This is a genomic window from Olleya sp. HaHaR_3_96, assembly GCF_019278545.1.
Classification (GTDB): Bacteria; Bacteroidota; Bacteroidia; order Flavobacteriales; family Flavobacteriaceae; genus Olleya.
Genome location: NZ_CP058987.1, coordinates 2,515,788 through 2,540,352 on the forward strand (window position 1 = coordinate 2,515,788; position 24,565 = coordinate 2,540,352).

25 protein-coding genes are annotated in these 24,565 nt (G+C 32.0%); 12 read left to right on the forward strand and 13 right to left on the reverse strand.

The window, feature by feature from the left end; translation table 11 throughout:
* Nucleotides 1-9: 9 nt before the first annotated feature.
* The 10 genes from H0I26_RS11090 to H0I26_RS11135 form a co-directional block, all read right to left on the reverse strand.
* The gene (locus H0I26_RS11090) at nt 10-2,490 is read right to left on the reverse strand and encodes a glycoside hydrolase family 9 protein (RefSeq protein ID WP_218698643.1); all 2,481 of its coding nucleotides are present in this window, start codon (nt 2,488-2,490) and stop codon (nt 10-12) included.
* A 181-nt stretch (nt 2,491-2,671) separates the two neighbouring features.
* Nucleotides 2,672-3,775: a polysaccharide lyase family 7 protein gene (locus tag H0I26_RS11095; RefSeq protein ID WP_218698645.1), complete on the reverse strand. Its 1,104-nt coding sequence runs from the start codon at nt 3,773-3,775 to the stop codon at nt 2,672-2,674.
* Between the two features lie 192 nt (nt 3,776-3,967).
* Nucleotides 3,968-4,972: an NAD-dependent epimerase/dehydratase family protein gene (locus tag H0I26_RS11100; RefSeq protein WP_218698656.1), complete on the reverse strand. Its 1,005-nt coding sequence runs from the start codon at nt 4,970-4,972 to the stop codon at nt 3,968-3,970.
* A 62-nt stretch (nt 4,973-5,034) separates the two neighbouring features.
* The gene (locus H0I26_RS11105; RefSeq protein ID WP_218698658.1) at nt 5,035-5,604 is read right to left on the reverse strand and encodes a Crp/Fnr family transcriptional regulator; all 570 of its coding nucleotides are present in this window, start codon (nt 5,602-5,604) and stop codon (nt 5,035-5,037) included.
* Nucleotides 5,605-5,747: 143 nt separating this feature from the next.
* Complete coding sequence (locus H0I26_RS11110; RefSeq protein WP_218698660.1) at nt 5,748-6,113, reverse strand: hypothetical protein; 366 nt, start codon at nt 6,111-6,113, stop codon at nt 5,748-5,750.
* Between the two features lie 66 nt (nt 6,114-6,179).
* Entirely contained in the window at nt 6,180-6,743 is a 564-nt protein-coding gene (locus H0I26_RS11115; RefSeq protein WP_218698662.1) for a Crp/Fnr family transcriptional regulator, read from the reverse strand.
* A gap of 246 nt (nt 6,744-6,989) precedes the next feature.
* Nucleotides 6,990-7,247: a DUF6952 family protein gene (locus H0I26_RS11120; RefSeq protein WP_101018310.1), complete on the reverse strand. Its 258-nt coding sequence runs from the start codon at nt 7,245-7,247 to the stop codon at nt 6,990-6,992.
* A 43-nt stretch (nt 7,248-7,290) separates the two neighbouring features.
* Nucleotides 7,291-7,599, reverse strand: coding sequence for a thioredoxin family protein (locus tag H0I26_RS11125; protein WP_101018311.1), 309 nt, complete (start codon nt 7,597-7,599; stop codon nt 7,291-7,293).
* A 12-nt stretch (nt 7,600-7,611) separates the two neighbouring features.
* Complete coding sequence (locus H0I26_RS11130) at nt 7,612-8,250, reverse strand: peroxiredoxin (RefSeq protein ID WP_101018312.1); 639 nt, start codon at nt 8,248-8,250, stop codon at nt 7,612-7,614.
* Nucleotides 8,251-8,395: 145 nt separating this feature from the next.
* The gene (locus H0I26_RS11135; RefSeq protein WP_218698673.1) at nt 8,396-10,057 is read right to left on the reverse strand and encodes a Na+/H+ antiporter NhaC family protein; all 1,662 of its coding nucleotides are present in this window, start codon (nt 10,055-10,057) and stop codon (nt 8,396-8,398) included.
* Nucleotides 10,058-10,449: 392 nt separating this feature from the next.
* Here H0I26_RS11135 and H0I26_RS11140 point away from each other — a divergent pair, with 392 nt between their 5' ends.
* The gene (locus H0I26_RS11140) at nt 10,450-10,605 is read left to right on the forward strand and encodes a hypothetical protein (RefSeq protein ID WP_157814137.1); all 156 of its coding nucleotides are present in this window, start codon (nt 10,450-10,452) and stop codon (nt 10,603-10,605) included.
* 74 nt (nt 10,606-10,679) lie between these two features.
* Here the strand turns inward: H0I26_RS11140 and H0I26_RS11145 are convergent, their stop codons facing one another.
* Nucleotides 10,680-11,894 (reverse strand): aminotransferase class I/II-fold pyridoxal phosphate-dependent enzyme, encoded by a 1,215-nt coding sequence (locus tag H0I26_RS11145; RefSeq protein WP_218698682.1) that lies wholly within the window; start codon nt 11,892-11,894, stop codon nt 10,680-10,682.
* Nucleotides 11,895-12,056: 162 nt separating this feature from the next.
* Between H0I26_RS11145 and H0I26_RS11150 the strand changes: the two genes are divergently transcribed.
* The 11 genes from H0I26_RS11150 to H0I26_RS11200 all read left to right on the forward strand — a co-directional run bounded on the left by H0I26_RS11150 (nt 12,057) and on the right by H0I26_RS11200 (nt 21,680).
* Nucleotides 12,057-12,524: an Lrp/AsnC family transcriptional regulator gene (locus H0I26_RS11150; protein ID WP_218698684.1), complete on the forward strand. Its 468-nt coding sequence runs from the start codon at nt 12,057-12,059 to the stop codon at nt 12,522-12,524.
* Nucleotides 12,525-12,577: 53 nt separating this feature from the next.
* Nucleotides 12,578-13,348, forward strand: a complete 771-nt coding sequence (locus H0I26_RS11155; RefSeq protein WP_218698695.1) for a response regulator transcription factor — start codon at nt 12,578-12,580, stop codon at nt 13,346-13,348.
* A gap of 278 nt (nt 13,349-13,626) precedes the next feature.
* Complete coding sequence (gene lpdA, locus H0I26_RS11160) at nt 13,627-15,027, forward strand: dihydrolipoyl dehydrogenase (RefSeq protein ID WP_218698697.1); 1,401 nt, start codon at nt 13,627-13,629, stop codon at nt 15,025-15,027.
* Between the two features lie 143 nt (nt 15,028-15,170).
* The gene (gene tssD / locus H0I26_RS11165; protein WP_218698699.1) at nt 15,171-15,875 is read left to right on the forward strand and encodes a type VI secretion system tube protein TssD; all 705 of its coding nucleotides are present in this window, start codon (nt 15,171-15,173) and stop codon (nt 15,873-15,875) included.
* 2 nt (nt 15,876-15,877) lie between these two features.
* Nucleotides 15,878-16,783, forward strand: a complete 906-nt coding sequence (locus H0I26_RS11170) for a hypothetical protein (protein WP_218698701.1) — start codon at nt 15,878-15,880, stop codon at nt 16,781-16,783.
* 15 nt (nt 16,784-16,798) lie between these two features.
* The gene (locus tag H0I26_RS11175) at nt 16,799-17,641 is read left to right on the forward strand and encodes a hypothetical protein (protein ID WP_218698703.1); all 843 of its coding nucleotides are present in this window, start codon (nt 16,799-16,801) and stop codon (nt 17,639-17,641) included.
* Nucleotides 17,642-17,671: 30 nt separating this feature from the next.
* A complete protein-coding gene (locus H0I26_RS11180; protein ID WP_218698705.1) occupies nt 17,672-17,878 on the forward strand; it encodes a hypothetical protein in 207 nt (68 codons plus the stop codon).
* 623 nt (nt 17,879-18,501) lie between these two features.
* Nucleotides 18,502-19,338 (forward strand): hypothetical protein, encoded by an 837-nt coding sequence (locus tag H0I26_RS11185; protein WP_218698716.1) that lies wholly within the window; start codon nt 18,502-18,504, stop codon nt 19,336-19,338.
* Between the two features lie 9 nt (nt 19,339-19,347).
* Entirely contained in the window at nt 19,348-19,908 is a 561-nt protein-coding gene (locus H0I26_RS11190; protein ID WP_218698718.1) for a hypothetical protein, read from the forward strand.
* A 309-nt stretch (nt 19,909-20,217) separates the two neighbouring features.
* Complete coding sequence (locus H0I26_RS11195; protein ID WP_218698720.1) at nt 20,218-21,060, forward strand: hypothetical protein; 843 nt, start codon at nt 20,218-20,220, stop codon at nt 21,058-21,060.
* A gap of 8 nt (nt 21,061-21,068) precedes the next feature.
* The gene (locus H0I26_RS11200) at nt 21,069-21,680 is read left to right on the forward strand and encodes a toxin-antitoxin system YwqK family antitoxin (protein WP_218698730.1); all 612 of its coding nucleotides are present in this window, start codon (nt 21,069-21,071) and stop codon (nt 21,678-21,680) included.
* 580 nt (nt 21,681-22,260) lie between these two features.
* Here the strand turns inward: H0I26_RS11200 and H0I26_RS11205 are convergent.
* Nucleotides 22,261-23,610: a DEAD/DEAH box helicase gene (locus H0I26_RS11205; protein WP_218698732.1), complete on the reverse strand. Its 1,350-nt coding sequence runs from the start codon at nt 23,608-23,610 to the stop codon at nt 22,261-22,263.
* A 42-nt stretch (nt 23,611-23,652) separates the two neighbouring features.
* The gene (locus H0I26_RS11210) at nt 23,653-24,564 is read right to left on the reverse strand and encodes an aldose 1-epimerase family protein (RefSeq protein ID WP_256935111.1); all 912 of its coding nucleotides are present in this window, start codon (nt 24,562-24,564) and stop codon (nt 23,653-23,655) included.
* Nucleotide 24,565 lies beyond the last annotated feature (1 nt).

A 24,565-nucleotide genomic window follows, 5' to 3' on the forward strand; every position in this document is an offset into this window, starting at 1 on the left:
TATTGTAATTTAATTTTTAATAATTTTTTTATGAATAACACCTTTAGGCGTGTAAAAATTGATAAAATATAAGCCGTGTTGCATAGTACTCAAATCAATAGTATTGTTCTGGATTGTAGTGCTGGTAAACATTTGTTTTCCATTGATATCATAAACAGAAATAGCCGTAACAGTTTCTTGAGTATTGAAACGTAATAGACCCGTATTAGTTGGATTAGGATACACACGGATGTCTTCTCTATTACTATTAAAATCAGTAACGTTTAGAGTGTTATCTATTTCATTTTGATAATAGTTTAAAGCGTTAAGGGTGTAGGCTAAAGGGGCGTTCCAGTTTATAGCTACTTCATTAGAGGCGTAAGAACACGAGTTGTCTAAATATGAAGCAGCATTGAAGTTACTTGGGTAAGCTTCACTACATCCCGAGGCATCCTGTTGGCCTGTATGAGGTCCCCCAGCTAACATACCAGGTATTGGATTGATGATCCCATCGGCTTCAGAAATTCTATGATGAGGATCCGATGTTGACTTTTCTCCAAAACCAGTAACATAGCAATAACCCGTACCATTTCTGCCTAATAAATAATCCATCGCTGTGTAGGCAGCATCTAAGTAAGATTGATCATTGGTTATTTCGTATCCTCTAATTAGAATTAAAACTTGATTGGCAGCGGTACTGTTGCTACCCCAAGTATAATCCCAGTTATAGTGTCCCATAGTAATATTCATTACAGAAGATTCAACTGTCGTTTTTAAATCATTAGCAAAACTTAATAATAAGTTACTAGCTGTATTTGTATCAATATCTGGAGACAACAATGCTTCATGAAACATAATTGAAATTAAGGCTGAAGGATCTGCATATTGCCAACTTGGATAACCATTACCTATGGTGCTTACATTGATGTCATTTTTGTATTGTACATCACTAGTTGTGATAAATAACTCCACAGCTGCCCATTGAAACTCGTCACTAATATCGTAATCTCCATATTCTCCTGTAGAAACATCATCAGGGTTGGAAAACATAATGTTTGGGTTTGCTATAGCCCAAGTGTAGGCTTCCTGCGCAGCATTTAACAACGTTGTACTATAGCCTGGTATTTCTGTATCAAAATTGGAATAGATTCTTGAAGCCATAGCCATTACAGCAGCAAAATTTAATGTGGCAGCCGTACTTTTTTGTACTACATATCTATCAGAGTTTGAATCTTCAGGCATTTGAGTGCCAGAAAAATTTAAAGTCGTAAGTTTATGGTAAACACCTCCATCTGAAGGTGCTTGCATGGTTAACATCCAGTCTAAATTCCATTTAATTTCATCTAATATATCTGGTAAGTTATTACCTGTTTCAGGAATATTAAATGTTTTTGATGTATAGTAGGACTCATAATGCTCAAATGCAGCTAAAAGGGTATAAGTAGAAACACCACTATTAACAATGTATTTATTGTAGTCACCTGCATCATACCATCCTTTTGGAGAAGAGATTATTGTTCCTGTAGGTCGTGTTGGAGAAGCAGCGGAACTATGAACATAGATTTGAGTATCTTCATGTCCTATGTTTCTAGCATATTCACCTCCATAAGTAGATGATATTGATGTGGAAGCTCTGTTATAATAGAAATACTTCAAAGATGCTTCAGATATGGATTCATAGATATCTACTCCTATATTAAATAAAACCTCTATCTCATCTGTTTGGAAGGTGTAAGTGCCAGGAGTGTCAATTGATGTGAGATCTACCTTTGCTATATATTCACCCGAATCATCCCAGTAATCTGGTGTGTTTGTAACACCACTCAAAACAATTACGTTGTTATCATTTAATATAGTAAAGTTTTTAGGTGAAAAATTGTTTAAAGAGGCGATATTAATAATTTTGTTTCTCCCTACAAAATAGCCCACCTGATTATATCTTATGTCATAATCGATTATTTGCTCCAATGGTTCGCCAAAGGATAACCAGTCGATAGTTATTGTACCATTATATTCTCCGTTACCAGGATTTATAAAAAGAACCATTCCTGATAACTGCGACGCATCAACAGAGCAGGGGCTAGAAGTACAAGAGCTACCATATCCGCCATCTACAAGTTTGTCGGTGTAATCAATTTCAAGTATTTGGTAATTCGCATTTGGTGTAATTACTGAAGGCGTTAAACTTGTAACATAACCATTAGTGTCTATTAAGTCGAGTCTAATCTGTGGATTGTTTTGAGCTTTAATTTTTATATATAATTTTGGACTTGAAGCTGCATTGACATTTATGCTACTTCCTGAATTATGGAAGGAATAACTTATGTTTTGCCAAGCAGAAGCAGTACCGTCTCCTACAATTTGTAAATCATTGTTATTTATTGAAGATAATAATGACGAATCACTTGTGAAATTATTGACTCCTTCATTAAATTGATCACTATAAATAACTTGTGATAATCCAATAAAGGACTGGAGTAATACTAATGTCAGTAATAGTTGTTTTGTCATGATTTTTGGTTTAATAAGGCTAATATGTAATAGGTCTGATTCCTTTCTAATGAATCAAATACAACGATCACGAAGTTACTTTAATATTTGAGAAGATTAGAGTGTCAATTCAATAAAAAAACCACCTTGCTTTCGCAAAGTGGCTTGTAAAAAAGGGTGTTTTTTGTTAATCGTTTATTTTTTAGTCATTTTTAGCAAAATACCCATCGTTAGAGACTGCAGCATCACTTACAGAGATGCTTCCTGTTTTAAACCACACTTCGGCGTAATTACCATCTGCATATTGCTTTTTAATATCACCACCATGTGTTTCTGCCCCAGAACACCAGTTTTTATTAACTTCTGGAGATTTACCGTTGGTTTGGTTATAAGCACCAAGCTTAAAGAAACAACCTTCACCGGTATAAGCTGCTTGACGCTCTACACCATCTTGACCAATTGGCACAAATAATTTTTGTGTTTGCTCAGGGATATCTGCTTTAGTCGTGTATTCTGATGCGATTAAGTTTTTAGTAAATGTTTTTGTCTCATGTCCTTCACTAGTAAACGTTAAGTTCATGATTCCCTCTTTGACTTCAATAGTATAACTAAATGCTTCGCCTAGCGCAATACCGTCTTTAGGTTCTTCAGGATACGAGTTTTCTTCGGTACCAACTACAGAAAAGTCATTACCCCAAACAGCAGAAGAATAATCCCATCGTCCAGAATTATCATCGCCTGCGGTATTGATTTCGTAATGCCAGAATACAGAACCTTTAGTCTGACCAGGATACTTTTTGTAAAATATTTTTAAGGGTTCGTTTTCATGCTTATCAGCACTATGAATCTGACCTACCACGACAGCATGAGAGGCTGCAACACGAGCATCACCGGTAGCAGAGACATTCATTACTTTAAGTGTCGCTGTTAGTTTGTCATTAGCGGTTTTAGGATACCATTTTTTAGTTTGTGCTAATTCTGTTCTAGTATTATTAGAAGTACCGTGTGTATCTCCTCCATTGGGCGCTTTAAAGACAACCCAGTCACCAGCACTATCGTTTGCGGTGTAAAAGAAGTCTTTGTTCTCAAATTTAGTGGCAATGCCAGCATTAGAGCCATCACCTAAGATTAATTTCCAGTGCTCAAAAAAGGGAATAACATCACTAGCGTAAACAGGCTTTGGAGCGACTTCTTCTTGGACTGGGGCAATAACAGGTTGTTTAGCCTCTTCTTTACAACTGTTGACCGTTAGTAAAAGACCAAGCGTAAAGAGTGTTGTTAATGATGGGATAGTTTTTTTGTTCATTTTGTTTTAATTTAGTGTCAAATTAGTATTTTTTTTATTGAATACAACTGTTGATAAACAAAGGTGTTGGGTCTGTTTTACAACGTTGGCTTTCAATTTAAACAAAAAAAACCACCTTGCTATTGCGAAGTGGCTTTTAATAGTAGTATCATTCTGTTTTTTAACAAATTCTAAAAGTCAATAACATCAAGTTTAATTGATAGTCCAATCATTTTTTAGATAGCTAAGGGCCTCTTCTAAGACTTGTTTTGAAGGTTTTGGATTGAAACCTAATTCTTGTTTTGATTTGGAGATGTCATAATCCTGTTTTAGTCCGTAAAACATGTCTAGATAGTGACGTTGTAGTAATGGTTCTTTATTTGTGATTTTACTGCTAAACTCCATCAATGCTGCTACAGTGTATAATACCCATTTGGGTGCCTTTTTTGGTGTTTTTAATTTTAATTCGGGATATAGATTAGCTGCTATTTTTACGCTGTCTTGTAAGGTTGTATGTGTTGGGTTGGAAAGAATATAACGGGTGTTGTTTTTGCCTTTTAACATCGCTTGATAAGCACCAAAAGCAACATCTTTGACATCGACCCAATTTAAGGTGACGTTGGTATCTATTGGTATTTCTCCATTTAAAATTTGATATACCAAATTGTTAGAATAGCTAAGTTTGTGCGCTTGCTTACCAATCATTGCAGATGGTAAAACTAAAACAGTTCTTATACCATACTTTTTACCTAATTCTAAAGCTAATTTATCAGAGTCATTTTTAGAGTTGTAATACCAGTTTCTACGATCTTTATTATAACCATTATCGACGTTGGCAGGTAGGGAGGTAAAATCTAAAGAAGCTACAGAGCTGACGTATACTATATTTTTAATACCACAGGCCTTAGCAATGTCAAATACATTTTGTGTGCCTTGCATGTTATTATCGTAAATTTCAACTTTAGGGTTTTTGGCCCACATGCTAAAATTTGCGGCGACTGCATATACATGTGTAACGCCTTTAAATGCCTTTTTTAAAGCTGTTTTATCCAATAGATCAGCTTGAGCAACTTCACAATCTAAATCTTTAAAAGGTGCTGTGTTATTGATGTCTCTAACCGTTGTTCTTACCTTTAGGTTTTTAGAAAGTAATAAACGGATTAGATTATTACCTAAATGACCATTTCCTCCAGTTACTAATGAAATCTCTTTGCTCATATTTTATGTGTTTTTGTTTGTGCAAAGGTCTGTGGTAATTACATGTGTAAAAATAACATTTGTTAGAAAGTGATTTGTTTTCTAATACGGCTTAAGGATTGCGGTTCCATGCCTAAAAATGACGCAATAGTATCTACGGACACGTTTAACGCTAGCTCAGGTTGCTGGTTGATAAACTTTAAATAACGTGCTTTGGCTGTTAATGTCTGAAAATCTTTAACGCGTTCTAATTTACAGTTTAGATGCTCGTTGGTAACTGTTTTTATAAAATCACTCCAAAAGGAAGATTGTGTTTGTAGTGAGTCGTAATCTAATTTAGAAATTTTTATAAGCTCACAATCGGTAATTGTTTCGTAATAATCAATAGCAGGAGTTTGGCTCATAAAACTGTCTAAAGAGGTAAAAAAATCATGCGCTTGTACTAAATGTTGGACGACTATTTTACCGTCTATATTTTGATAACCTTTTACAATACCTTTACTTAAAAAATAAACATAGCGTTCAATTTTTCCTGCTTGTAATAGTTTGGTTTGTGCCGGAACATTTTCACTAATAGAATGTGTCTTAATTAAATGGAGGTCAGAAGTCGAGATCTCACATCTAGCTTGAATGTAGTGTAGTAAGTTTTTCATTGGAGAGCTTTATATGATCAGAAGAACAGAAAACACATCATTAATACCTTTTGATGTGTTGTAATAAACGAAGATAATTGAAATCCATCTAAAGTCAATTGTCAATATACGCAAAAAGTATAGTTGGTGATTAAGTGTGTTGGTTATTTCCGTTGTAATGCAATCATTTGGTTTATCCCCATAAATAAAACGATTAATGCTATGGCTCCAATGATAAAATTACCAATAAAAGTAATTTTAAAGGGGTTAAATAAAATTAGAATTACACTAGCCAAAACCCAAGTATAGTCTTGAATAATTATCCAAATTATAGCTAGTTTTCTTTGTGCTTTGATTTCGTACCAAATAGTAAGCGCAAAGTAGATTAAAATTAATCCAACACTCCAGAAAACAGTAGTATTACTAGTTTCAAATACTGTTGCTATTTGTTGATGTAATGCTACGATTAGTAATCCTGAAAGGCTTGAGAATAACGCATTGATTTTTAAAGCTTTTTGTAAAGGGTTCATTTTGTTTAAAATTTTGTTCTTGCAAATTTCTATAAACAAATGGTATTCTCTCTTGACAAATGATAGTTAATTTGTTTTTCTTAATCTGCTTAAAGATTCTGGTGTAATACCTAACATGGAGGCTATATATTGTAGCGGAACATTTTTAAAAAGATCTGGTGCTTCATCTAGCAAACTAAGAAACCTTTGTTTTGCTGTGGTATGTAATTGAGAGAACATGTTTTTTTCTAATAAAGCAAAAGAGTTAGCTAACAACAGGTTGTCAAATTCTAACCATTTAGGTTCTGTTTTGTTAAGTTTAAAATGAGCCTCTCGATTGATAATGTAGAGTTTACAGTCGGTGATGGCTTGTATATTCCAATGGTTACTGGTTTCAAAAACGAAGCTTGACAATGAGGTGATAAATCGGCCTTCACTACCAATCCATAATGTGATTTCTTTTCCGTCTACAATGTCATACATTCTTAAATAACCAGACGTTATAAATGCCATTTGTCGGCATATTTTTCCTGATTTGAGAAAGAAGTCACCTTTGTTTAATTCTAGAGGTTTAAAGGCGGAAAGTATGTTGTCCATCGCCTTTTTCTTAACAGCGACTTGACTTAAAATACAGTTTTCTAATTTTTCCATTTCATTATATTTAAAATTATTAAAACCGTTAATTTTAGAGCAGATTTTAATATTTAAACCCTTTAGTAAGGTTATAATTTGTTGATCGGTTTTTTATAACTTTTTAGAGAGTTTAGATTTGGTATAGTTGAATCTTAACGAAGATAATAGAAACTAGTAGAAGCCCAAACTTTAGATTAAACTAAAAAAACCACCTTGCTATTGCAAAGTGGCTTTTAGTACTGGTAATTTTTCTCTTTCTTATTTCTATTTATCAATAGACCCTAAAACACGTTTCATAAAGTTATTAACGGCATCCTTTTTAGTTGCACCGTCTTTAATCATTTTGTTAACTTCAATAGCACCATACATATTAGAGATTAATTCTCCAATAACGTCTAGTTCTTCATCTTTAAGAGAAGGTACTTCGGTTAAGGCTTCTAGAGTTTCAATGGTTTCGACGATATAGTCTTCGTCATTGTCTTCTATAAATTGTGTTAAGTGTTTTATTACTGGTAGTTTCATTGATAAAATTATTTTTTAATTTCGCTACAGCGAAAAATGGTTACTATGCTACTTCGTCAACTAATTCTTTTAAAACGTCAAATTTGTTAGTCTGTGTTTGATTTACAAATTTCCCGCCTTTAAAAGTCGCGAATGTTGGTAAGTTATCTACTGTAGCTAATTTTCTTGATTCTGGAAATTTTTCCGCATCAGCGATAACAAATGTTATATTTTCTAACTCGCCAGCTAATTTCTTAACCTTTGGTTTCATAATACGACAGTTACCACACCACGTTGCAGAATATTGTACTACTACAGTATCGTTAGCAGCAATAATTTCTGATAAATTGTCTTGACTTAATTCTTGTAACATAATATTTGTTTTTTAGTGTGAAGCTAAATAAGCTGCAGTTCCTTTTGCATCTGCAGACATAGCGTCTTTTCCTTCTTCCCAGTTTGCAGGACAAACTTCACCTTTTTCTTGTACGTGCGTTAACGCATCTACTAAACGTAAGTATTCTCCAACGTTTCTACCTAAAGGCATGTTGTTGATACTTTCGTGTTGTACAACACCTTCTTCATCAATAATGTAAGTTGCTCTGTAAGTCACATTGTCTCCTTCAACTTGAACCGTTCCAGTTTCTTCGTCGTAAGTTTCATTTTGGATATCTAAGATACCTAAGATGCTAGATAAGTTACGGTTACTATCTGCTAATATTGGGTAAGTTACACCTTCAATTCCACCATTGTCTTTTGGAGTATTTAACCATGCAAAGTGTACTTCTGGAGTATCACAAGAGGCACCAATTACGATTGTGTTTCTTTTTTCGAATTCTGCTTTAGCAGCTTGAAAAGCGTGTAATTCTGTTGGGCAAACAAAAGTAAAATCTTTAGGGTACCAGAATAATACTACTTTTTTATTGTTTTTTTTCGCTTCTTCAAGAACGTTAACTTTAAAGGTGTCACCCATTTCGTTCATTGCATCCACATTTAAATCTGGAAATTGTTTTCCTACTATTGCCATTGGTTTTAAATTTTATAATTAATACATTGTTTTTTCAGTATGCAAAGATACATTAGAAGGCAAAAAAAATAGCCTAATAAAATTTTTAAATCTTATTAGGCTATAAATTTTAATTATAGTAAAATGTAAATGTGATAATTCACAGTTATTTATCTTTTAGTTGTCTGATCTTAATATTAAGCGCAGCAAAAAATAATGTTGTAAATGGACTTAGCCAGTTAAAAATAGCATAGATAAAATACTCTCCAACACCAACGCCTAAAACACCACTTTGATAAGCACCACAAGTATTCCATGGGATAAGCACAGAGGTTACTGTTCCAGAATCTTCTAATGTACGACTTAAGTTTTCTGGAGCAAGTCCTTTATCTTGGTATGCTTTTTTAAACATTTTACCTGGTATAACTAAGGCTAGGTATTGATCTGACGCAATTGCATTTAATCCTAAACAACTAATGACTGTACTAGCAAATAGCCCGAATACTGTAGTTGCTAGTTTTAAAAGTTCTTTTGTAATACGGGATAGGGCTCCAATGGCATCCATGGTACCACCAAAAACCATGGCACAACAAATTAATAAGATTGTCCATAACATACCATTCATACCACCAGCACTAAATAGTTTTTTTAATCGTTTGATGGTTATTAATTTTTCTAAGTTTTCAGCTTTAGCTTTAATGACCGAAGCATCCTTATAATCCGGAGCTAAAAAGTTTTGTAGACTTTGAAGGGTATGCACGCCTTTTAAATCGTCATCAGAAAAAAGGTTTTTAAGCTCAGGGTCAGAATTTACTTTTTCTATATCTGCAGCAGATAGATTAGCCAGATATTCTGTATTATCAATTTCAACATTGGTATCTGTTAATATGGATGTCACTACTGTTTTAGTAGAAGAATCTGTTATATTTTCAATCAGTTTAGGTTGAAAGACAAACGCAAATATTGCAGCCAATAACACACCGGATACTAATGCCGCTAAAGGTTTAACTTTAAAAAGTATTAAAACTACGACACCCACTGGGACTAAAAAGAGTAGCGGTGTAATATTAAAGTATTTGTCAATGGTTCCTAAAATAAAAGACGTGTCAGAACTACCGGTAGATTCAACACTTATGCTCATAATAGAAAACGCTATTAACGTGATAATGACAGTTGGAATAGTAGTAATACTCATATATTTAATATGTGTAAATAAATCTGTGCCGGCCATAGCAGGTGCCAAATTAGTCGTATCACTTAATGGTGACATTTTATCCCCAAAGTACGCGCCAGAGATTACTGCACCGGCAATCATACCAGGACTAATCCCTAAAGCAGTACCAATACCAATTAATGCAATCCCAACGGTTGCAGAGGTGGTCCAAGAGCTTCCTGTGGCAATAGATATAATGGCACATATAACTACAGAAGCAGGTAAAAATATGGTTGGATTTAACACTTGTAAACCATAGTATACCATAGCAGGTATAACACCACTAATTAACCAAGTTCCGGCTAATGCACCAACTAAAAATAGTATCATGATAGGAACAAATACACTTTGTAGATTTTCCCAAATCTCTTTTAAAATTAGTCTGTAGTTTACTTTATTTAAAAAACCAACAATTGCTGCAATAGCACCTGCGATTAATAAAATAAATTGATTTGAATAACCACCTAAGGCTTCTCCATCTGCTACAAATATGTTGTAAGCTAGCATGCACATTAACAAAACAACAGGTATTAATGCTTCCCAAATGTTAAGTTCTTTATTATCTATAATGGTTTGATCTTGGATGTCTATTTCCGAAAGATTGTCGTCTTGCATTTAGTTAGTTTTTTGGATATGTAATGTTACGATTTTACAAGAAGCTATGCAAATGGATTTGAGTGCTGGAAATTAGTAAGTTAACTGTATTTGATAACTTAATAGGTTGGCGTAGTAACTTTTGACTTACAAACTGGAAAAAATGATAGAGATAATATAGCATTGTTAATGGGGGTAATTTGGCGTATAGTTTTAAGTGAAGTGGTATCTTAATGGTTGGTTTTGTAGTTTAGGACTTAAAGTATTGAACTTGTTAGTTTAATGCGGGGAATATTTGAGATTATGCAATAGAAACGATTTATGTCAAGTATTGTGGTTTTCTATGATTGTGACCTCTATTAGATACGAAAATTAAAAAGAAAGGATTTAGCGTTGATTTAAGTGAGTTGTCTTTGTCTTCACTTGAAAAATTAGAAGAACAATTTTTATACATTACACAATTAAATAAAAAGATAAAGTCTCAAGATACTGTTATAGAGTCTCAAGACCAGAAAATTAAGAATTTAGAAGAAAGACTATTAAAAATAGAAGCGCTTTTACAAAAATAATCTTAATGTAGTAAAAGTAAAAAGCCTGAACATTAGTAATGTTCAGGCTTTTTTTTTGTTTAATTATTTATAGGTTATGCTATGTCGGTGTTTATAATCCCCACTTTAATCATGCAGTCTTTCATCATCTCAAAAGTCCGTTGGATATCTGCATCTAATCCAATAGAAAATCTAATTAAACCATCGCTTAAACCCATTGCTTTTTGTTCGTCTTCTGGTATTTCAGAGGAGGTTGAGCTTCCAGGAGCGGAAAATAAGGTTTTGTAAAAGCCTAAACTTACCGCTAAATAGCCTAAGTTTTTCTCTTGCATAAGCTCCATTAACGCATTGGCTTTTTCAAGTGAACCAGCATCAATGGTTAACATACCACCAAAACCGTATTTGTCATTCATCATACTTTTAAATAGAGAGTAAGAAGGATGCGATTGTAATCCAGGATAGACTGTTTTAATGCCTAATTGTTCAAATTGTTCAGCCAAAAAAGTAGCATTAAAACTGTGTTGTTGCATTCTGATATGTAACGTACGTAAGTTTTTTAATACTGAAGCCGCACGTAAGCTATCCATTGTGCTCCCTAATAACATACAAGCACCATCGTTTACGCTACGTAAAGCATTGATAAATTCTTGTGTCCCACAAACGACACCACCAACCGTGTCGCTTGATCCATTGATAAATTTTGTTAAGCTATGGATAACAACATCTGCTCCTAATTGGGCAGGGGATATTGATAATGGCGAAAACGTGTTGTCTACAACCAATGTTAAACTATGTTTTTTAGCTAAAGCGGCTAAACCTTTTATATCAGCAACCTCTAATAAAGGGTTACTAACGGACTCGCAATACAATACCTTGGTTTTTGGTGTAATAGCGACTTCTACACGTTCTAATTTTGTGATATCTACAAAACTAGTGGACAGACCAAATCTAGGTGTAAAGTTTTTTAAGAACGCGTAAGTCCCGCCATAAATGGTACGACTGGATACAATATGCTCTCCGGCACCACACAGTTGCATTAAAACAGCTGTAATGGCTCCCATGCCTGATGCGGTAACGTTTGCTGTTTCTGTGCCTTCCATAGCTGCTAGAGCTTCGCCTAAATATAGATTAGAAGGGGTAGAATGTCTAGAGTATAAATAGCAACCATCGGTATTACCTTCAAAGGTATCAAACATGGTTTTTGCAGATAAAAACGTGTATGTTGAAGAATCGGAAATAGAGGGGTTTACACCTCCGAATTCTCCAAAGTATTGTAAGTCTTGAATGTTGTTTGCTGGTTTGAATGTCATAATAATTGTTTTAGTAGTGATTACATCAAATATCAGAATTAATAGATTAATAATCAATAGATGTTTAATTATTAGGATTTTAAAACTATTATTTGTTTGATTTGTAGAAAATAAATTATGTATATTTGAAATTATAACTCATACACTGAAAATTTTTCCATAATGACCTTTGATGCGATAGACAGAAAACTCTTGCAATTACTACAAAATGATAGTAAACAGACTAATAAAGAACTCTCTAATAAACTTAATTTATCTGTTACAGCAGTTTTCGAGCGAATTAAAAAATTAGAAAACAATGGGGTTATAACCAAATACGTTGCTCTAGTTAAAAAAGAGACAGTAGAAAAAAGCTTTGTTGCATTTTGTCACATTAAGTTGTCGCAACATATTCAAGCGTATGTGGTTCAATTTGAAAAAGAGGTGACTAATTTAACAGAGGTGTTAGAGTGTCATCATATTAGTGGAGATTATGATTACCTTTTAAAGGTTCTGGTTAAAGACATGGAAGCTTTTAGAGAGTTTATGGTCGAAAAATTAACCAACATTAATCATATCGGGAGTACACATAGTATGTTTGTAATCAGTGAGGTAAAGAGTACGACAGCGATACCTATATCGGCAATTTAGTTTTTTTATTATAACTTGTAGGTGTAAATGTAATCGCTATAAAACATTTTTACATGACGTACAAGCAAATAAAAGACCGTTATAAATCTATCTTTAAAGCTTTTGAAAAACCGAATTTAGAAACGCATATTAAAAAAATTATGGAGCTAGATGCTTATCTGCCGTATAGCTCCACTTTTTTCTGTGTGACTAATACACAAGATTTAACGTTTGAATATATCAGTAAAAATTTTAAGACTTGTTTAGGTATTGATCCAGCTGTATTGAAAGCAGAAGGGATGCGTTATTTTTGGAGTAGAATACATCCCGAAGATATTGAGGTGTGGTTGAATGCTATGAATCATTTAATGGAGTTTACCATGTCAGAAATTAAAGAGAATGACCGTGTAAAATCTAATTACACTTGGAATTATCGCTTTAAAGACGGCGCTGATGCCTATGTTACCATTATTCAAAATACAACCCCTTTATCTTTCGATTTAGACATTAAACCTATAGTTGGCTTAGCTCATTATACGGTTTTAGATTCGACAATAAAAAGACCTATTACGGCATCTGCTAAGCTGTTAAATGCTAATAACGAGTATGAAACCGTTTATTTTAATAACTGCTCTCAAAAATTATTAAATGACGGTATCTCCAACAGAGAGCGCGATGTTATTAGGTTATTAGTTTTAAATAAAACGAGTAAAGCAATTTCTGAAAAACTAAATATTAGTTCGCATACCGTAGATACGCATAGACGTAATATTCTAAAAAAATTAAAAATTTCTTCCACAGGAGAATTAATAGGAATGTTAAAAATGAATGCACATTTAATTTAAAATTACTCAATTTAAGTATTGCAATTATTATAAATATTCTGCAACTTTACAGTGCTATTAATCTTAAAGGGCAACCTTTATATGAAAGCCTATTATTAGATAATTTGATTGTCTACAATAGGCTTTTTTTGATTTGTAAATTAATAGTAGATTAAAAATTAGGAAAATATATAGAAAATTTCGTCATTGTTCATTCGGAATTCATCAGACAAAATGGTACTTTTGTTTTAGGTTTTAACAATAACAATTTCCGCGAAAGCGAAAAAAAATATAAAAATATGAGTCAATACGATGTAGCAATTATAGGTTCTGGTCCTGGTGGATATGTAGCCGCAATACGTTGTGCACAATTAGGAATGAAAACTGCAATTATTGAAAAATACTCAACATTAGGTGGTACATGTCTTAATGTTGGATGTATCCCAAGTAAAGCATTATTAGCCTCTTCGCATCACTATGAAGAAGCAACAAAACACTTTGAAGAACATGGAATTGAAATTCCGGGAGAGATCAAAGTCAATCTAGAAAAAATGATTGGTCGTAAGCAAGCTGTTGTGGATCAAACAACAGGTGGTATTGACTTTTTAATGAAGAAAAACAACATTGACGTTTTTACTGGTGTTGGAAGTTTTAAAGATGCGACTCATATTACTATTGAGGGTGAAGAAACGACTGTAATTGAAGCAAAAAATACCATTATTGCTACAGGAAGTAAGCCGTCAAGTTTACCATTTATTACTTTAGATAAAGAGCGTATCATTACCTCTACTGAAGCTTTAAAACTTAAAGAAATCCCTAAGCACATGATTGTGATTGGTGGCGGTGTTATTGGTTTAGAGTTAGGTCAAGTATACAGACGTTTAGGAGCAGAGGTGACTGTAATAGAATATCAAGACAGAATTTTACCTACAATGGATGCTTCATTATCTAAAGAGTTGAATAAAGTCTTTAAAAAGGCTAAATTTAAAATGATGTTGTCTCATAAAGTACAGTCTGTAGAGCGTGTAGGTGATGAGGTGATTGTTAAAGCAGAAAACAAAAAAGGAGAGGTTGTCGAGTTTAAAGGAGACTATTGTTTAGTATCTGTGGGACGTAAGCCTTTTACTGGTGGTTTAAATGCTGAAGCAGCTGGTGTAAAATTAACCGATAGAGGACAAGTTGAAGTTAATGAACATTTACAAACAAATGTGTCTAATATCTATGCTATCGGAGATGTTGTAAAAGGTGCAATGTTAGCGCATAAAGCTGAAGAAGAAGGTGTTTTTGTTGCAGAAACGTTAGCAGGTCAAAAACCACATATCGATTATAACTTAATTCCTGGTGTTGTGTACACATGGCCAGAAGTTGCTGCAGTTGGTCAAACTGAAGAAGAGTTAAAAGACGCTGGAGTCGATTATAAAGTTGGTCAATTCCCGTTTAGAGCATTAGGTCGTGCTAGAGCAGGAGGGGACTTAGATGGTTTTGTTAAAATATTAGCAGACAAAAAAACAGATGAAGTTTTAGGTGTACATATGATTGGCGCACGTTGTGCCGATTTAATTGCAGAAGCAGTTACAGCTATGGAATTTAGAGCATCTGCGGAAGATATTTCTCGTATGTCACACGCACATCCAACGTTTGCAGAAGCAGTAAAGGAAGCAGCATTAGCAGCAACTGGAGATCGTGCTTTGCATGTTTAGATAGTAGATTTAAATTTCGCAATCACAAAAAATATATAATATGAAAAGCAAACCGAACGGTTTGCTTTTTTTTTGATAAATAAATGGCTAATAGATTGATAGTTATAAGATAAAACTTTATTTTGCCTTGATTAAATATAACTATGAGTATTTCAGCAAAACTATATATAGAAGATAAGGTTTTTAATGTCTTAAAATTTGGTTTTAAATTTAACCAAAAATCTAGTGCTAGCGGGTATCCGTCCGCCACAACCACAGGAGGGCAGTTTGATATTGTCATTGAATCGACTAAGGATCCTTTGTTTTTTGAATGGATGACATCAGGCGATATGCTGTCAAAAGCTAAAATAGAAGTTTCTCAATCGTTTGTATTTGGAAAAACAAGGAAGATTGAGCTTTTAGACGTGTATTGTTTACAATTTCAAGAAAAATTTGATGGGATAAACAGTCAGCCAATGCAATCGTTTTTACGTCTATCTCCAGCAATAATGTTGCAAGATGGTGCTAAGATTTTTGAGTGGTACTGGAAGGTTACGGATTTGGAGGCTAATGCGGAAGACACGGTTATTGATAATGCCGAGCCGAAATTATTAAGTTATCATATTGAAGATTTAGAGAACAATATTATAGAAGAAAAAACGATTAAAGAGAATCAAGAAATTTATCTTGTTATTAATTCTGAAAATACGCAGGATGAGATTTCGGATATAGATTTAGATAATAGCGCCATAGATTTTGAGTACAATGGGGAATGGATGGAAGATGATATTATTCGTGATATTGTCTTAAATGATAATTTTACTAAGGTTAAACTAAAAGCTGTTAAGCAACAACAACAACAAAACTAACTATGGGAACAATAACATTAAGAGATTACCCAAATGAAATACTTCAATTTGAACTACCAGAAGTTGAGAGTGATATAATAAGAATCCATATCCATATGGTTAGAATTTATAATGATGGTACCACTATATTAAGTGTTATTAAAATGACTATTGGAGATAAATATTATTATTATACATCAGTATCTAGCGGTGATGCACTTTCTTCTCCTGCTAAAGCAGGATCGTATCAGGGGTATTTATTAAAAAAGAGTGGTAGTGGTGATGGAAGTGAATTGAATATAGCAGATTCGCAAAAAACAAAAAAAAGAATTGAAAATGTTTTTAAAAATTTAAAAAAATACGACGAAAGGTTACCAGAAATATATGGAGATGGTAGTCAAAGCATTAGTTATGGAGGACATAATGGACTAAGAATTTATGACGGAAAGATTGACGGTAATATTAGTAGAGGCGGAAAAATTTTAAAGGGAGGCAATCGATTTTTTCACGTCGGCAATTATTATTTTCATAGTTTCGGATGTGAATCGCTAAATACAGATATTAAATATTATACAATTGAAGAAATAGAGGATAGAGGTGATGCAATCGACGACGAGGATTATTATGGGGATAAAAAAGGTTTGTTTAGAGGGAATGATCCTTTTAAAGCAACTGCGGACTTTATGGATAATATAATTAAAGTTTATGAAGATAATGTTGCAAAAGATATACAATCTAGAATACACATAGATATTGAAGTTGAGGATAATATTCAAAAAAACTTTAGTAAAACAAAGGTTTATAAAGCAGAGGAAACATATGTGGCATTATACCCACCGCATGAAAAGGTGGAAACTGTTAGTACAATAAAAGCTTCTGGACCGATCTTGAAAACGCAAAAACCTTCTGCACCGACAGATCTTAAATAACTAATAAATCAATACATGAAAGTAGTTTTTAAATTTTTAATAATTCTAAGTTCTTTAAGTGTTTATAGTCAGGAATTATGTGGTTTTGGTACATATGATTTTATTTCCAACACAATACAAGGGGTTGATAAATTTCCTTACTCTAAGGTTAAATACGTAAATAACAGAAAATCAATTAAGAATCGTGTTCGATATGTTATTAATTATGATCGTTTTGGGAGAGTGATTACTATAGACTCTAAAGGTAATGGTTATAGTATTGAAAATCTGATTGAGGGCTGTAAAGAATTAGATAAAGCTATTTATACATATTCAGATTCTATTATACCTAAGGAAGTCAAGATTAAAGAGAATAATCAATACCAAGACACACAAATGGAATATAGTTTGTTTTTTCATTATAATACATTGAATAAAACGAAATCTATTGATTATACTGATAGTAAAGGAGAAATATTTTCAAGTATTAATTTTGAATATGATAAGAAAAACCAACTGACATCAATAGATAAAGATTATGGTTATTATTATGAATGGGATAACAAATCACGGATAAAAAAAATCACCATACCTGATCCTTTTTATATTGTTCGAGAGTATAAATTCACCTATGTTGATAATAGATTAGCATCTGTAATTCATATTAGTCGTTTTAAACATAGTATAGATAAAATAAGGACTTATTCTATCTATATTTATACATATAAAAATGATAGGTTAGATAAAGTTGAGTATACTAATATTAAGTCAGAAGGTTCTAGTTATCGTGATTACAATTATGATAACGATGACAAAGTAATTATTACTTATTACGATAGTGAAGGTGTTTATAAACATCATTTAGAGTACTATTATTAAGGAAAACACATGAAAACGCTTTTATTTTTTTTGATAGTCTTAAGCTCTCTAAGTATATATAGTCAGGAATTTTACGATATAGGTGGATATGATATTATTTCCAATACAATTGAGGGTATTGAAAAATCTCCATATTCTAAGATTAAATATGTTGTTAACACAAAACCACTTAATAAGCGTATTCGATATGTTGTTAATTATGATCGTTTTGGGCGTGTGATTTCTAGAGCCTTATAAAGGCTTAAGGTTCAAAATTAATAATACAAATAATAAGCTTGATAAGCTTATTTATAAGTATTCAGATTCTATTGTTCCTAAGGAGATTAAAGTGAAAGAGATTAACGAATCTCAGGAGGTCCAAAAAGAATATAGTTTAATGTTTCATTATAATAAATTTAATAAAACAAGATCTATTGATTATACTGATGATAAGGGTGGGGTTCTTTCAACTTATAATTTTGAATATGATAAGCAAAACCAACTTAAATCAATAGATAAAGATTTTGGTTATTATTATGAGTGGGATAGTAAATCACGCAAAAAAAAAATAACGATACCGGCGTCCTTTTGCCTCAAATGATGAATATAATTTCACCTATGTTGACAATAGATTAGTTCTTATTACTAGTCTTATTCGGCTTAAAGACAATAAAGAGATAATACGTTTTGGAGGAATTTATGTGTTTCTTTATAAAAATGATAAGTTAGATAAAGTTGAGTTTACAAATATTAAAACAGGAAGTTCTAGTTACCGTTTATACAATTATGACAACGAAGACAAGTTAATTATTACTTATTACGATAGTGAAGGTGTTTATAGATATCACTATGAATGCTATTATTAGTAAAAATATATGAAAGTGCTTTTTAAATTTTTAATACTCTTAAGTTCTTTAAATGTTTATAGTCAGGAATTATGTGATTTTGGTGGATATGATGTTATTTCCAATACAATAAAGGGTATTGAAAAATTTCCTTATTCTAAGATTGAATTCGTTGATAACACAGAATCATTTAATAAACGTGTTCAATATGTTGTTAATTATGATCGTTTTGGGCGCGTGATTGCTATTGACTCTAAAGGTAATGGTTATAGTAGTGAAAACCTGATTGAGGGCTGTAAAGAATTAGATAAAGTTAGTTATACCTATTCGGACTCTATTGTTCCTAAGAAGGTCAAGATTAAAGAGAATAATCAATATCAAGACACTCAAATGGAATATAGTTTAATGTATCATTATAATACATTGAATAAAACAAAATCTATTGATTATACTGATGATAAAGGGGAGGTCCTTTCAACTTATAATTTTGAATATAATAAGAAAAACCAGCTTAAATCAATAGATAAGGATTATGGATATTATTATGAATGGGATAATAAATCACGGATAAAAAAAATCACCATACCAAGTCCTTTTGCACTAATTGGTGAATATAATTTTACTTATGTTAACAATAGATTAGCTCTTATTACTATTCTTAGTCGACTTAAAAGTAATAAAGAGATAATAGCTTATGGAGGGATTGATGTGTTTACTTATAAAAATGATAAATTAGATAAAGTTGTGTCTACAAATATGAAAACAGGAAGTTCTAGTTATCGTGGTTACAATTATGATAAGGAAGACAAATTAATTATTACTGAATACGATGAGGAAGGTGTTTATAGATATCATTATGAATGCTATTATTAGTAAAAACACATGAAAGCACTTTTAGCCTTTTTAATACTCACATTTACCATAAGTAGTAGTTACAGTCAAAGACTATGCGATTATGGAGAATACGATTTTTATTTTAACACAATTATTGGTGTTGATAAACACAATTTTTCTCAAATTAAATTGATTGAAAATACCATGCCTATTGATAAGCAAACGAGATACACATATAATTTTGATACTAATGGAAGATTAGCAAGTGTAGATTTTAATGGAAATGGTTCAACTTATTCAGAAAGTATTGATACTGGTTGTCTCTTAATAGAAAAGGCTACTTATAAGTATAATGAAACTGAATCTCCAAAAAAAATAGAAATTATAGACAGTCTAAATAATTATGGACACACTATATATTACAACAAGCACGATAAAATAGAAAAAATTGAAAATAAATATTTTGAAAACACTGAAGTCATTTATTCTTATGACGAAAAAAACCAGCTAAAATCAATAGAAAAAGAGGATATTATTTATAACTACTATTGGAATGAAAATTCATGTATAAAAAAAAATAACGATTCCAGATCCTTTTTATACAATTAGAGAAATAAACTTTACTTATACAAATAATAAAATTTCTTCTATTTCTTCCACCAGACGTTATAAAACGAACAATATTATAGTGTCAGACCACACTTATTTATATACTTATAATAATGAAGATCTATCTAGTATAAAAATAATTAATAACAAGTATCAAAGTTTTGTTATTTGCAATTATGATTATGAAAATGAAGACAAATTAATTATTACGATAGAAAGTCAAGATAATAAATACCAAAGTCACTTTGAGTGCTACTATTAATAAATGAAATCATTATAACCCGTACATAGTGAATTAATTTACTTAAAATGAAAACACTTTTTAATTTTTTAATAGTCTTAAGTTCTTTAAATGTGTACAGTCAAAGACTATGCGAGCTTGGCAGGTATGATTTTATCACCCAAACAATTGTAGGGGTTGATAAAGTGCCCTTTTCAAAAATTGAGTCTGTTGATAATAGTAAATCTCAGAACGATAGGGTGCAATACGTCTCTTATTATGATGATTTTGGTCGATTAGTAAATGTAGACTTTAAAGGTAATGGTAATCTTTATGGCGGACAGAATATAAACAAAGAGTGCTATGAAATAGAAAGCTCAAGTTATAAGTATTCTGATACAATTATACCTAAAAGGATAAAGATTAAGGATACGCGTGAAGAATATAGTCTAATACTTTCTTATAATAAATTTAATAAAATAAAGACTATAGATTACACTGATGATAGAGATTCAATATTTTCAAGTTTTAATCTGAAATATGATAGAAAAAAACAGCTTACAGTTATAGATAAAGGGAATCTTGAGTATTATTATGAGTGGGATGATAATTCACGGATTAAAAAAATAACAACAACTGATGTAACGGACCCCTATTATATCGTTCAAGAAACAAGCTTTACTTACGTTAATAATATAATGACAACTATTGAAGCTATTGGTCGAGCTAAAGACAATAAGGATGATATAAGTTTTCATTTTAAATTTCTCTATACTTACAAAAACGATAAACTAGATAGATCGGTGTTTCAGGATATGACATATGGAAACTCCATGATAACCATTTACAATTATGATAATCCTGATAAATTAATTGTTACTCAGTACAATACAGATATGGAATACTCCGCTCATTATGAATGCTATTATTAGTGAAAAACATGAAAACACCAATAACTTTAATACTACTAATATTCTGTATGTATTCATTTGGACAAAAACCAAAGGAAAAACCAAAAACTCCAATTATCCGAATCAGTTCATTTCAGTTGAAAACTCAAATTACAGATGGGATGAAGCATTATAGTTTTATTAAAATGCAAAAAAAACTTTATAATGTAGAATATAAAATAATAGAAAGAATTGAAAATGAATCTAGTAAATTAGATTCTAGAGATTTTAGAAAAAAAATGGGTTTATTTTTTAAAGGAGAATCAACAGGTATTACAACTCAAGGTTTTTTTAGTAATGGTTACAAAAATGGATTCTGGAAAACGGCACTTGAAAACAAGTTAGTGCAGACTATTAATTATAAAAATGGTTTAGTAATAGGTCGATATAGAGTGTATAATGCAAATGGAGACTTGATTTATAAAACAACTTTTGGCAGTGCAGGTAATGGTAAATATAAAGATTTTTATTACAAAACTGGAATATTGAAAGAAGAGGGTAATTACCTAAGCGGAAAAAAGGAAGGCGAATGGAGTAAATTCAATGAGCAAGGAGACTTAACCGAGACTATATACTATATTGAGGGTATGCCAAAAGAATAAAAATTTATACTTAATAAATTTTTAATTTTGGTGGATTTATAGCTTTGTTTCATTGTGTAATATGCGATAATGTACAAAATAAATGTCATCGCATAATACGGATTAACATCACGAAACATGTGGTGTTACATGCTCGTTAGTATTTCTTATTGGATGTTTTTTTTACGTGTTTATACAATTATGATAACGAAGACAAATTAATTATTACTAATTACAATGGTAAAGGTGTTTATGATGGGCACTATGAATGCTATTATTAGTAAAAATAAATGAAAGCTCTTTTAAAAGGTTTTTTGCGCTTGAAATAAAAAGCAATTGAATAGATAGATTTCTATTATGTAAAGTAAGGTGGTGTTAAAATTGAGTCATTACGGATTATGAGGTCTCATCCAGAAAAAGGAAAGGAGTATTCTTTTGTTCACAGAAGACAAGAGATCCTTCGAGCAGATTTAACTAAGTTTAAATCTAATAAAGTAAAGTGTTTGTTGGTATTAGTATAATCTTAATTTGTAAAATATAAAGTTCATAAAAAAAGCGAACCATTTGGTTCGCTTTTTTTATGACACTCTCTAAGTGTTTCTTATTTCTTATTACGTTTATTGTAATTTTTATCTCCTTTAGTTTTAGGTTTTTTGTATTTGGCAGCAATCTTAAATTTGTAACTACCTCCTAAATTTTCTTTACTGTTTTTTTCTGATTTTTCATGAAAAGCAGGTCCAGGGGCGTCAATATCTTTTCGTTTGGTTGGATTGTTACGTTCTTTAATTACAGTACGTTCTTCTTCAATCAATTCGGTAGAGATAACAACGTCTTCAGGAATTTGTAATTCAGGAATTTCCATCTGCATTAACGTCTCAATCTTTTCAAGACCGACTTGTTCTTTTATAGTAGAAAACACAATAGCTTGTCCTTCGCGTTCGGCACGCCCAGTTCTACCTATTCTATGCATGTAGTTCTCTGGATAGTCTGGCGTATCAAAGTTAATAACGTGTGATACATTATCGATATCTAAACCACGAGCCATAACGTCTGTAGCTACCAAAATACGGTTAACACCTGCTCTAAATTGCTCGATACTACGTAATCTGTAATTTTGAGTTTTGTTAGAGTGTATCACACATAATTCTTCATTAAAAAACTCGTCTAAAGCTTCAAAAAGGCGATCTGCCATACGTTTGTTTGACACAAAAACTAAAACTTTATTGTAGGTTTCAGCATCCTGAAAGAGGTGTACTAATAAATTAAGTTTAGTGTAATAATTAGGAACACTATATTTTGTTTGCGATATATTTTCTAATGGTGTACCAGAAATAGCAATAGATACTTTTTTGGGCGCAGTGAAAAAATCCGTAATTAATTCGTCAACATCATCCGTCATTGTTGCAGAAAACATAATATTTTGTCTACGTTCTGGAAGGATATCAAAAATGTTAATTAATTGATGTCTAAATCCTAAATCTAACATAACATCTACTTCATCAATAACTAGACGCTCTAAAGACTTAAGTTGTAGTACACGACTAACCGCTAAATCATATAAACGTCCTGGCGTGGCAACAATAATATCTTGACCTTGTGCAACCGCTTGTTTTTGTGTGTTAATGTTTGTACCACCATAAACACCAAGTACACGAGTGTTTATATATTTTGCTAGTTTTTCAATTTCGTCAACAACTTGTACTACTAATTCTCTAGTAGGGACTAAAATTAAAACACGAGGGTTGTCTTGCTTAGAAAATTTTAGGTTTTTTAGTATTGGTAACATGTAGGCAAAAGTTTTACCTGTACCTGTTTGTGCAATACCAACCATATCTTTACCACTTGCAACTACATTAAAAGCTTCTGCTTGTATTGGAGTTGGCTGCGTAAAACCTAGGTCGTCAATTGCGTTATATAAAGGGGTGTTTAAATTTAAATCTCTAAAGCTCAAAACGTATTATTTTAGCCTACAAAATTACTACTAATATTTTGTTTACCCTAAATGATGCTCATGTATTTGTATACTGTAGCTTGCATTAAAGGTTTCGTTTTGTGGTAATTTGATAATGCCTTCTTTTTCGATTAGTTTTTGTGTTGTGTTTTCAGCGTCCGCAATACCTAACCAAGGTTCTATACAAACATAGGGTGCGTTTGGTTTTGCCCAAATACCTAAATAATTAAAGTCTTTAAAGGTCATATTTAGTATTTCGCCATGAGTTTTACTAACTAAAGCGACCTGTCTAGATTGTAAATCCTTGAAAATAAGCGCATCTTCAGTAAATAAATTGGGTCTTAAATGGATGCTGTTTTTAGTGTCAAAAGCAAGTTTTGTTTGATTGGTAACTAAACCATTATCCATATTTAATACATAGGTTTGGGCGGTTTCGTCAGTTTCAAAAACCAAGCTGTAATCGGTATAATTTTCATCCTTATAGACCGGACATTTAAAAGCAGGATGTCCTCCAATACTAAAATAAATGGTTTGGTTATCTAAATTTTTAACCGTGTGATTTATTTGTAAGGTATTGTTAACTAAAGTGTAAGTGATTAAAAATTCAAACTTAAAAGGAAACTGTTTCAGTAAGTCATCATTGTACATTAAGCTAAACGTCAAACTGTTTTTGGTTTGTTCTACTAGTTTAATGTCTTGACTATGCCTAATAAACCCATGTTTTGGTAATGTGTATGTTTTGGCTTCAAAGGTGTATTCATCATTTTTTAAAGCACCAATTATAGGAAACAAATTGGGTGCGTGGCTGCCCCAAATGTCAGGGTCTGCATGCCACATAAACTGATTGTCATTTTTTACCGAAGCAATTTCGCACAATTCTGCGCCTTTCGGTTTAACCGAAATTTTTAATAGGGCATTTGATAGTTCAAACATCTGTGTTATATTTAATCTCATG

Excerpts from the sequence above, each read along its gene's own strand:
- H0I26_RS11145 (WP_218698682.1), bottom strand. The coding sequence starts at position 11,894 with ATGACATTCAAACCAGCAAACAACATTCAAGACTTACAATACTTTGGA.
- H0I26_RS11090 (WP_218698643.1), bottom strand. The coding sequence starts at position 2,490 with ATGACAAAACAACTATTACTGACATTAGTATTACTCCAGTCCTTTATT.
- H0I26_RS11130 (WP_101018312.1), bottom strand. The coding sequence starts at position 8,250 with ATGGCAATAGTAGGAAAACAATTTCCAGATTTAAATGTGGATGCAATG.
- H0I26_RS11170 (WP_218698701.1), top strand. The coding sequence starts at position 15,878 with ATGGGAACAATAACATTAAGAGATTACCCAAATGAAATACTTCAATTT.
- H0I26_RS11175 (WP_218698703.1), top strand. The coding sequence starts at position 16,799 with ATGAAAGTAGTTTTTAAATTTTTAATAATTCTAAGTTCTTTAAGTGTT.
- H0I26_RS11120 (WP_101018310.1), bottom strand. The coding sequence starts at position 7,247 with ATGAAACTACCAGTAATAAAACACTTAACACAATTTATAGAAGACAAT.
- lpdA (WP_218698697.1), top strand. The coding sequence starts at position 13,627 with ATGAGTCAATACGATGTAGCAATTATAGGTTCTGGTCCTGGTGGATAT.
- H0I26_RS11110 (WP_218698660.1), bottom strand. The coding sequence starts at position 6,113 with ATGAACCCTTTACAAAAAGCTTTAAAAATCAATGCGTTATTCTCAAGC.
- H0I26_RS11100 (WP_218698656.1), bottom strand. The coding sequence starts at position 4,972 with ATGAGCAAAGAGATTTCATTAGTAACTGGAGGAAATGGTCATTTAGGT.
- H0I26_RS11125 (WP_101018311.1), bottom strand. The coding sequence starts at position 7,599 with ATGTTACAAGAATTAAGTCAAGACAATTTATCAGAAATTATTGCTGCT.
- H0I26_RS11095 (WP_218698645.1), bottom strand. The coding sequence starts at position 3,775 with ATGAACAAAAAAACTATCCCATCATTAACAACACTCTTTACGCTTGGT.
- H0I26_RS11190 (WP_218698718.1), top strand. The coding sequence starts at position 19,348 with ATGAAAGCACTTTTAGCCTTTTTAATACTCACATTTACCATAAGTAGT.
- H0I26_RS11155 (WP_218698695.1), top strand. The coding sequence starts at position 12,578 with ATGACGTACAAGCAAATAAAAGACCGTTATAAATCTATCTTTAAAGCT.
- H0I26_RS11200 (WP_218698730.1), top strand. The coding sequence starts at position 21,069 with ATGAAAACACCAATAACTTTAATACTACTAATATTCTGTATGTATTCA.
- H0I26_RS11195 (WP_218698720.1), top strand. The coding sequence starts at position 20,218 with ATGAAAACACTTTTTAATTTTTTAATAGTCTTAAGTTCTTTAAATGTG.
- H0I26_RS11150 (WP_218698684.1), top strand. The coding sequence starts at position 12,057 with ATGACCTTTGATGCGATAGACAGAAAACTCTTGCAATTACTACAAAAT.
- H0I26_RS11105 (WP_218698658.1), bottom strand. The coding sequence starts at position 5,604 with ATGAAAAACTTACTACACTACATTCAAGCTAGATGTGAGATCTCGACT.
- H0I26_RS11135 (WP_218698673.1), bottom strand. The coding sequence starts at position 10,057 with ATGCAAGACGACAATCTTTCGGAAATAGACATCCAAGATCAAACCATT.
- tssD (WP_218698699.1), top strand. The coding sequence starts at position 15,171 with ATGAGTATTTCAGCAAAACTATATATAGAAGATAAGGTTTTTAATGTC.
- H0I26_RS11115 (WP_218698662.1), bottom strand. The coding sequence starts at position 6,743 with ATGGAAAAATTAGAAAACTGTATTTTAAGTCAAGTCGCTGTTAAGAAA.
- H0I26_RS11210 (WP_256935111.1), bottom strand. The coding sequence starts at position 24,564 with ATGAGATTAAATATAACACAGATGTTTGAACTATCAAATGCCCTATTA.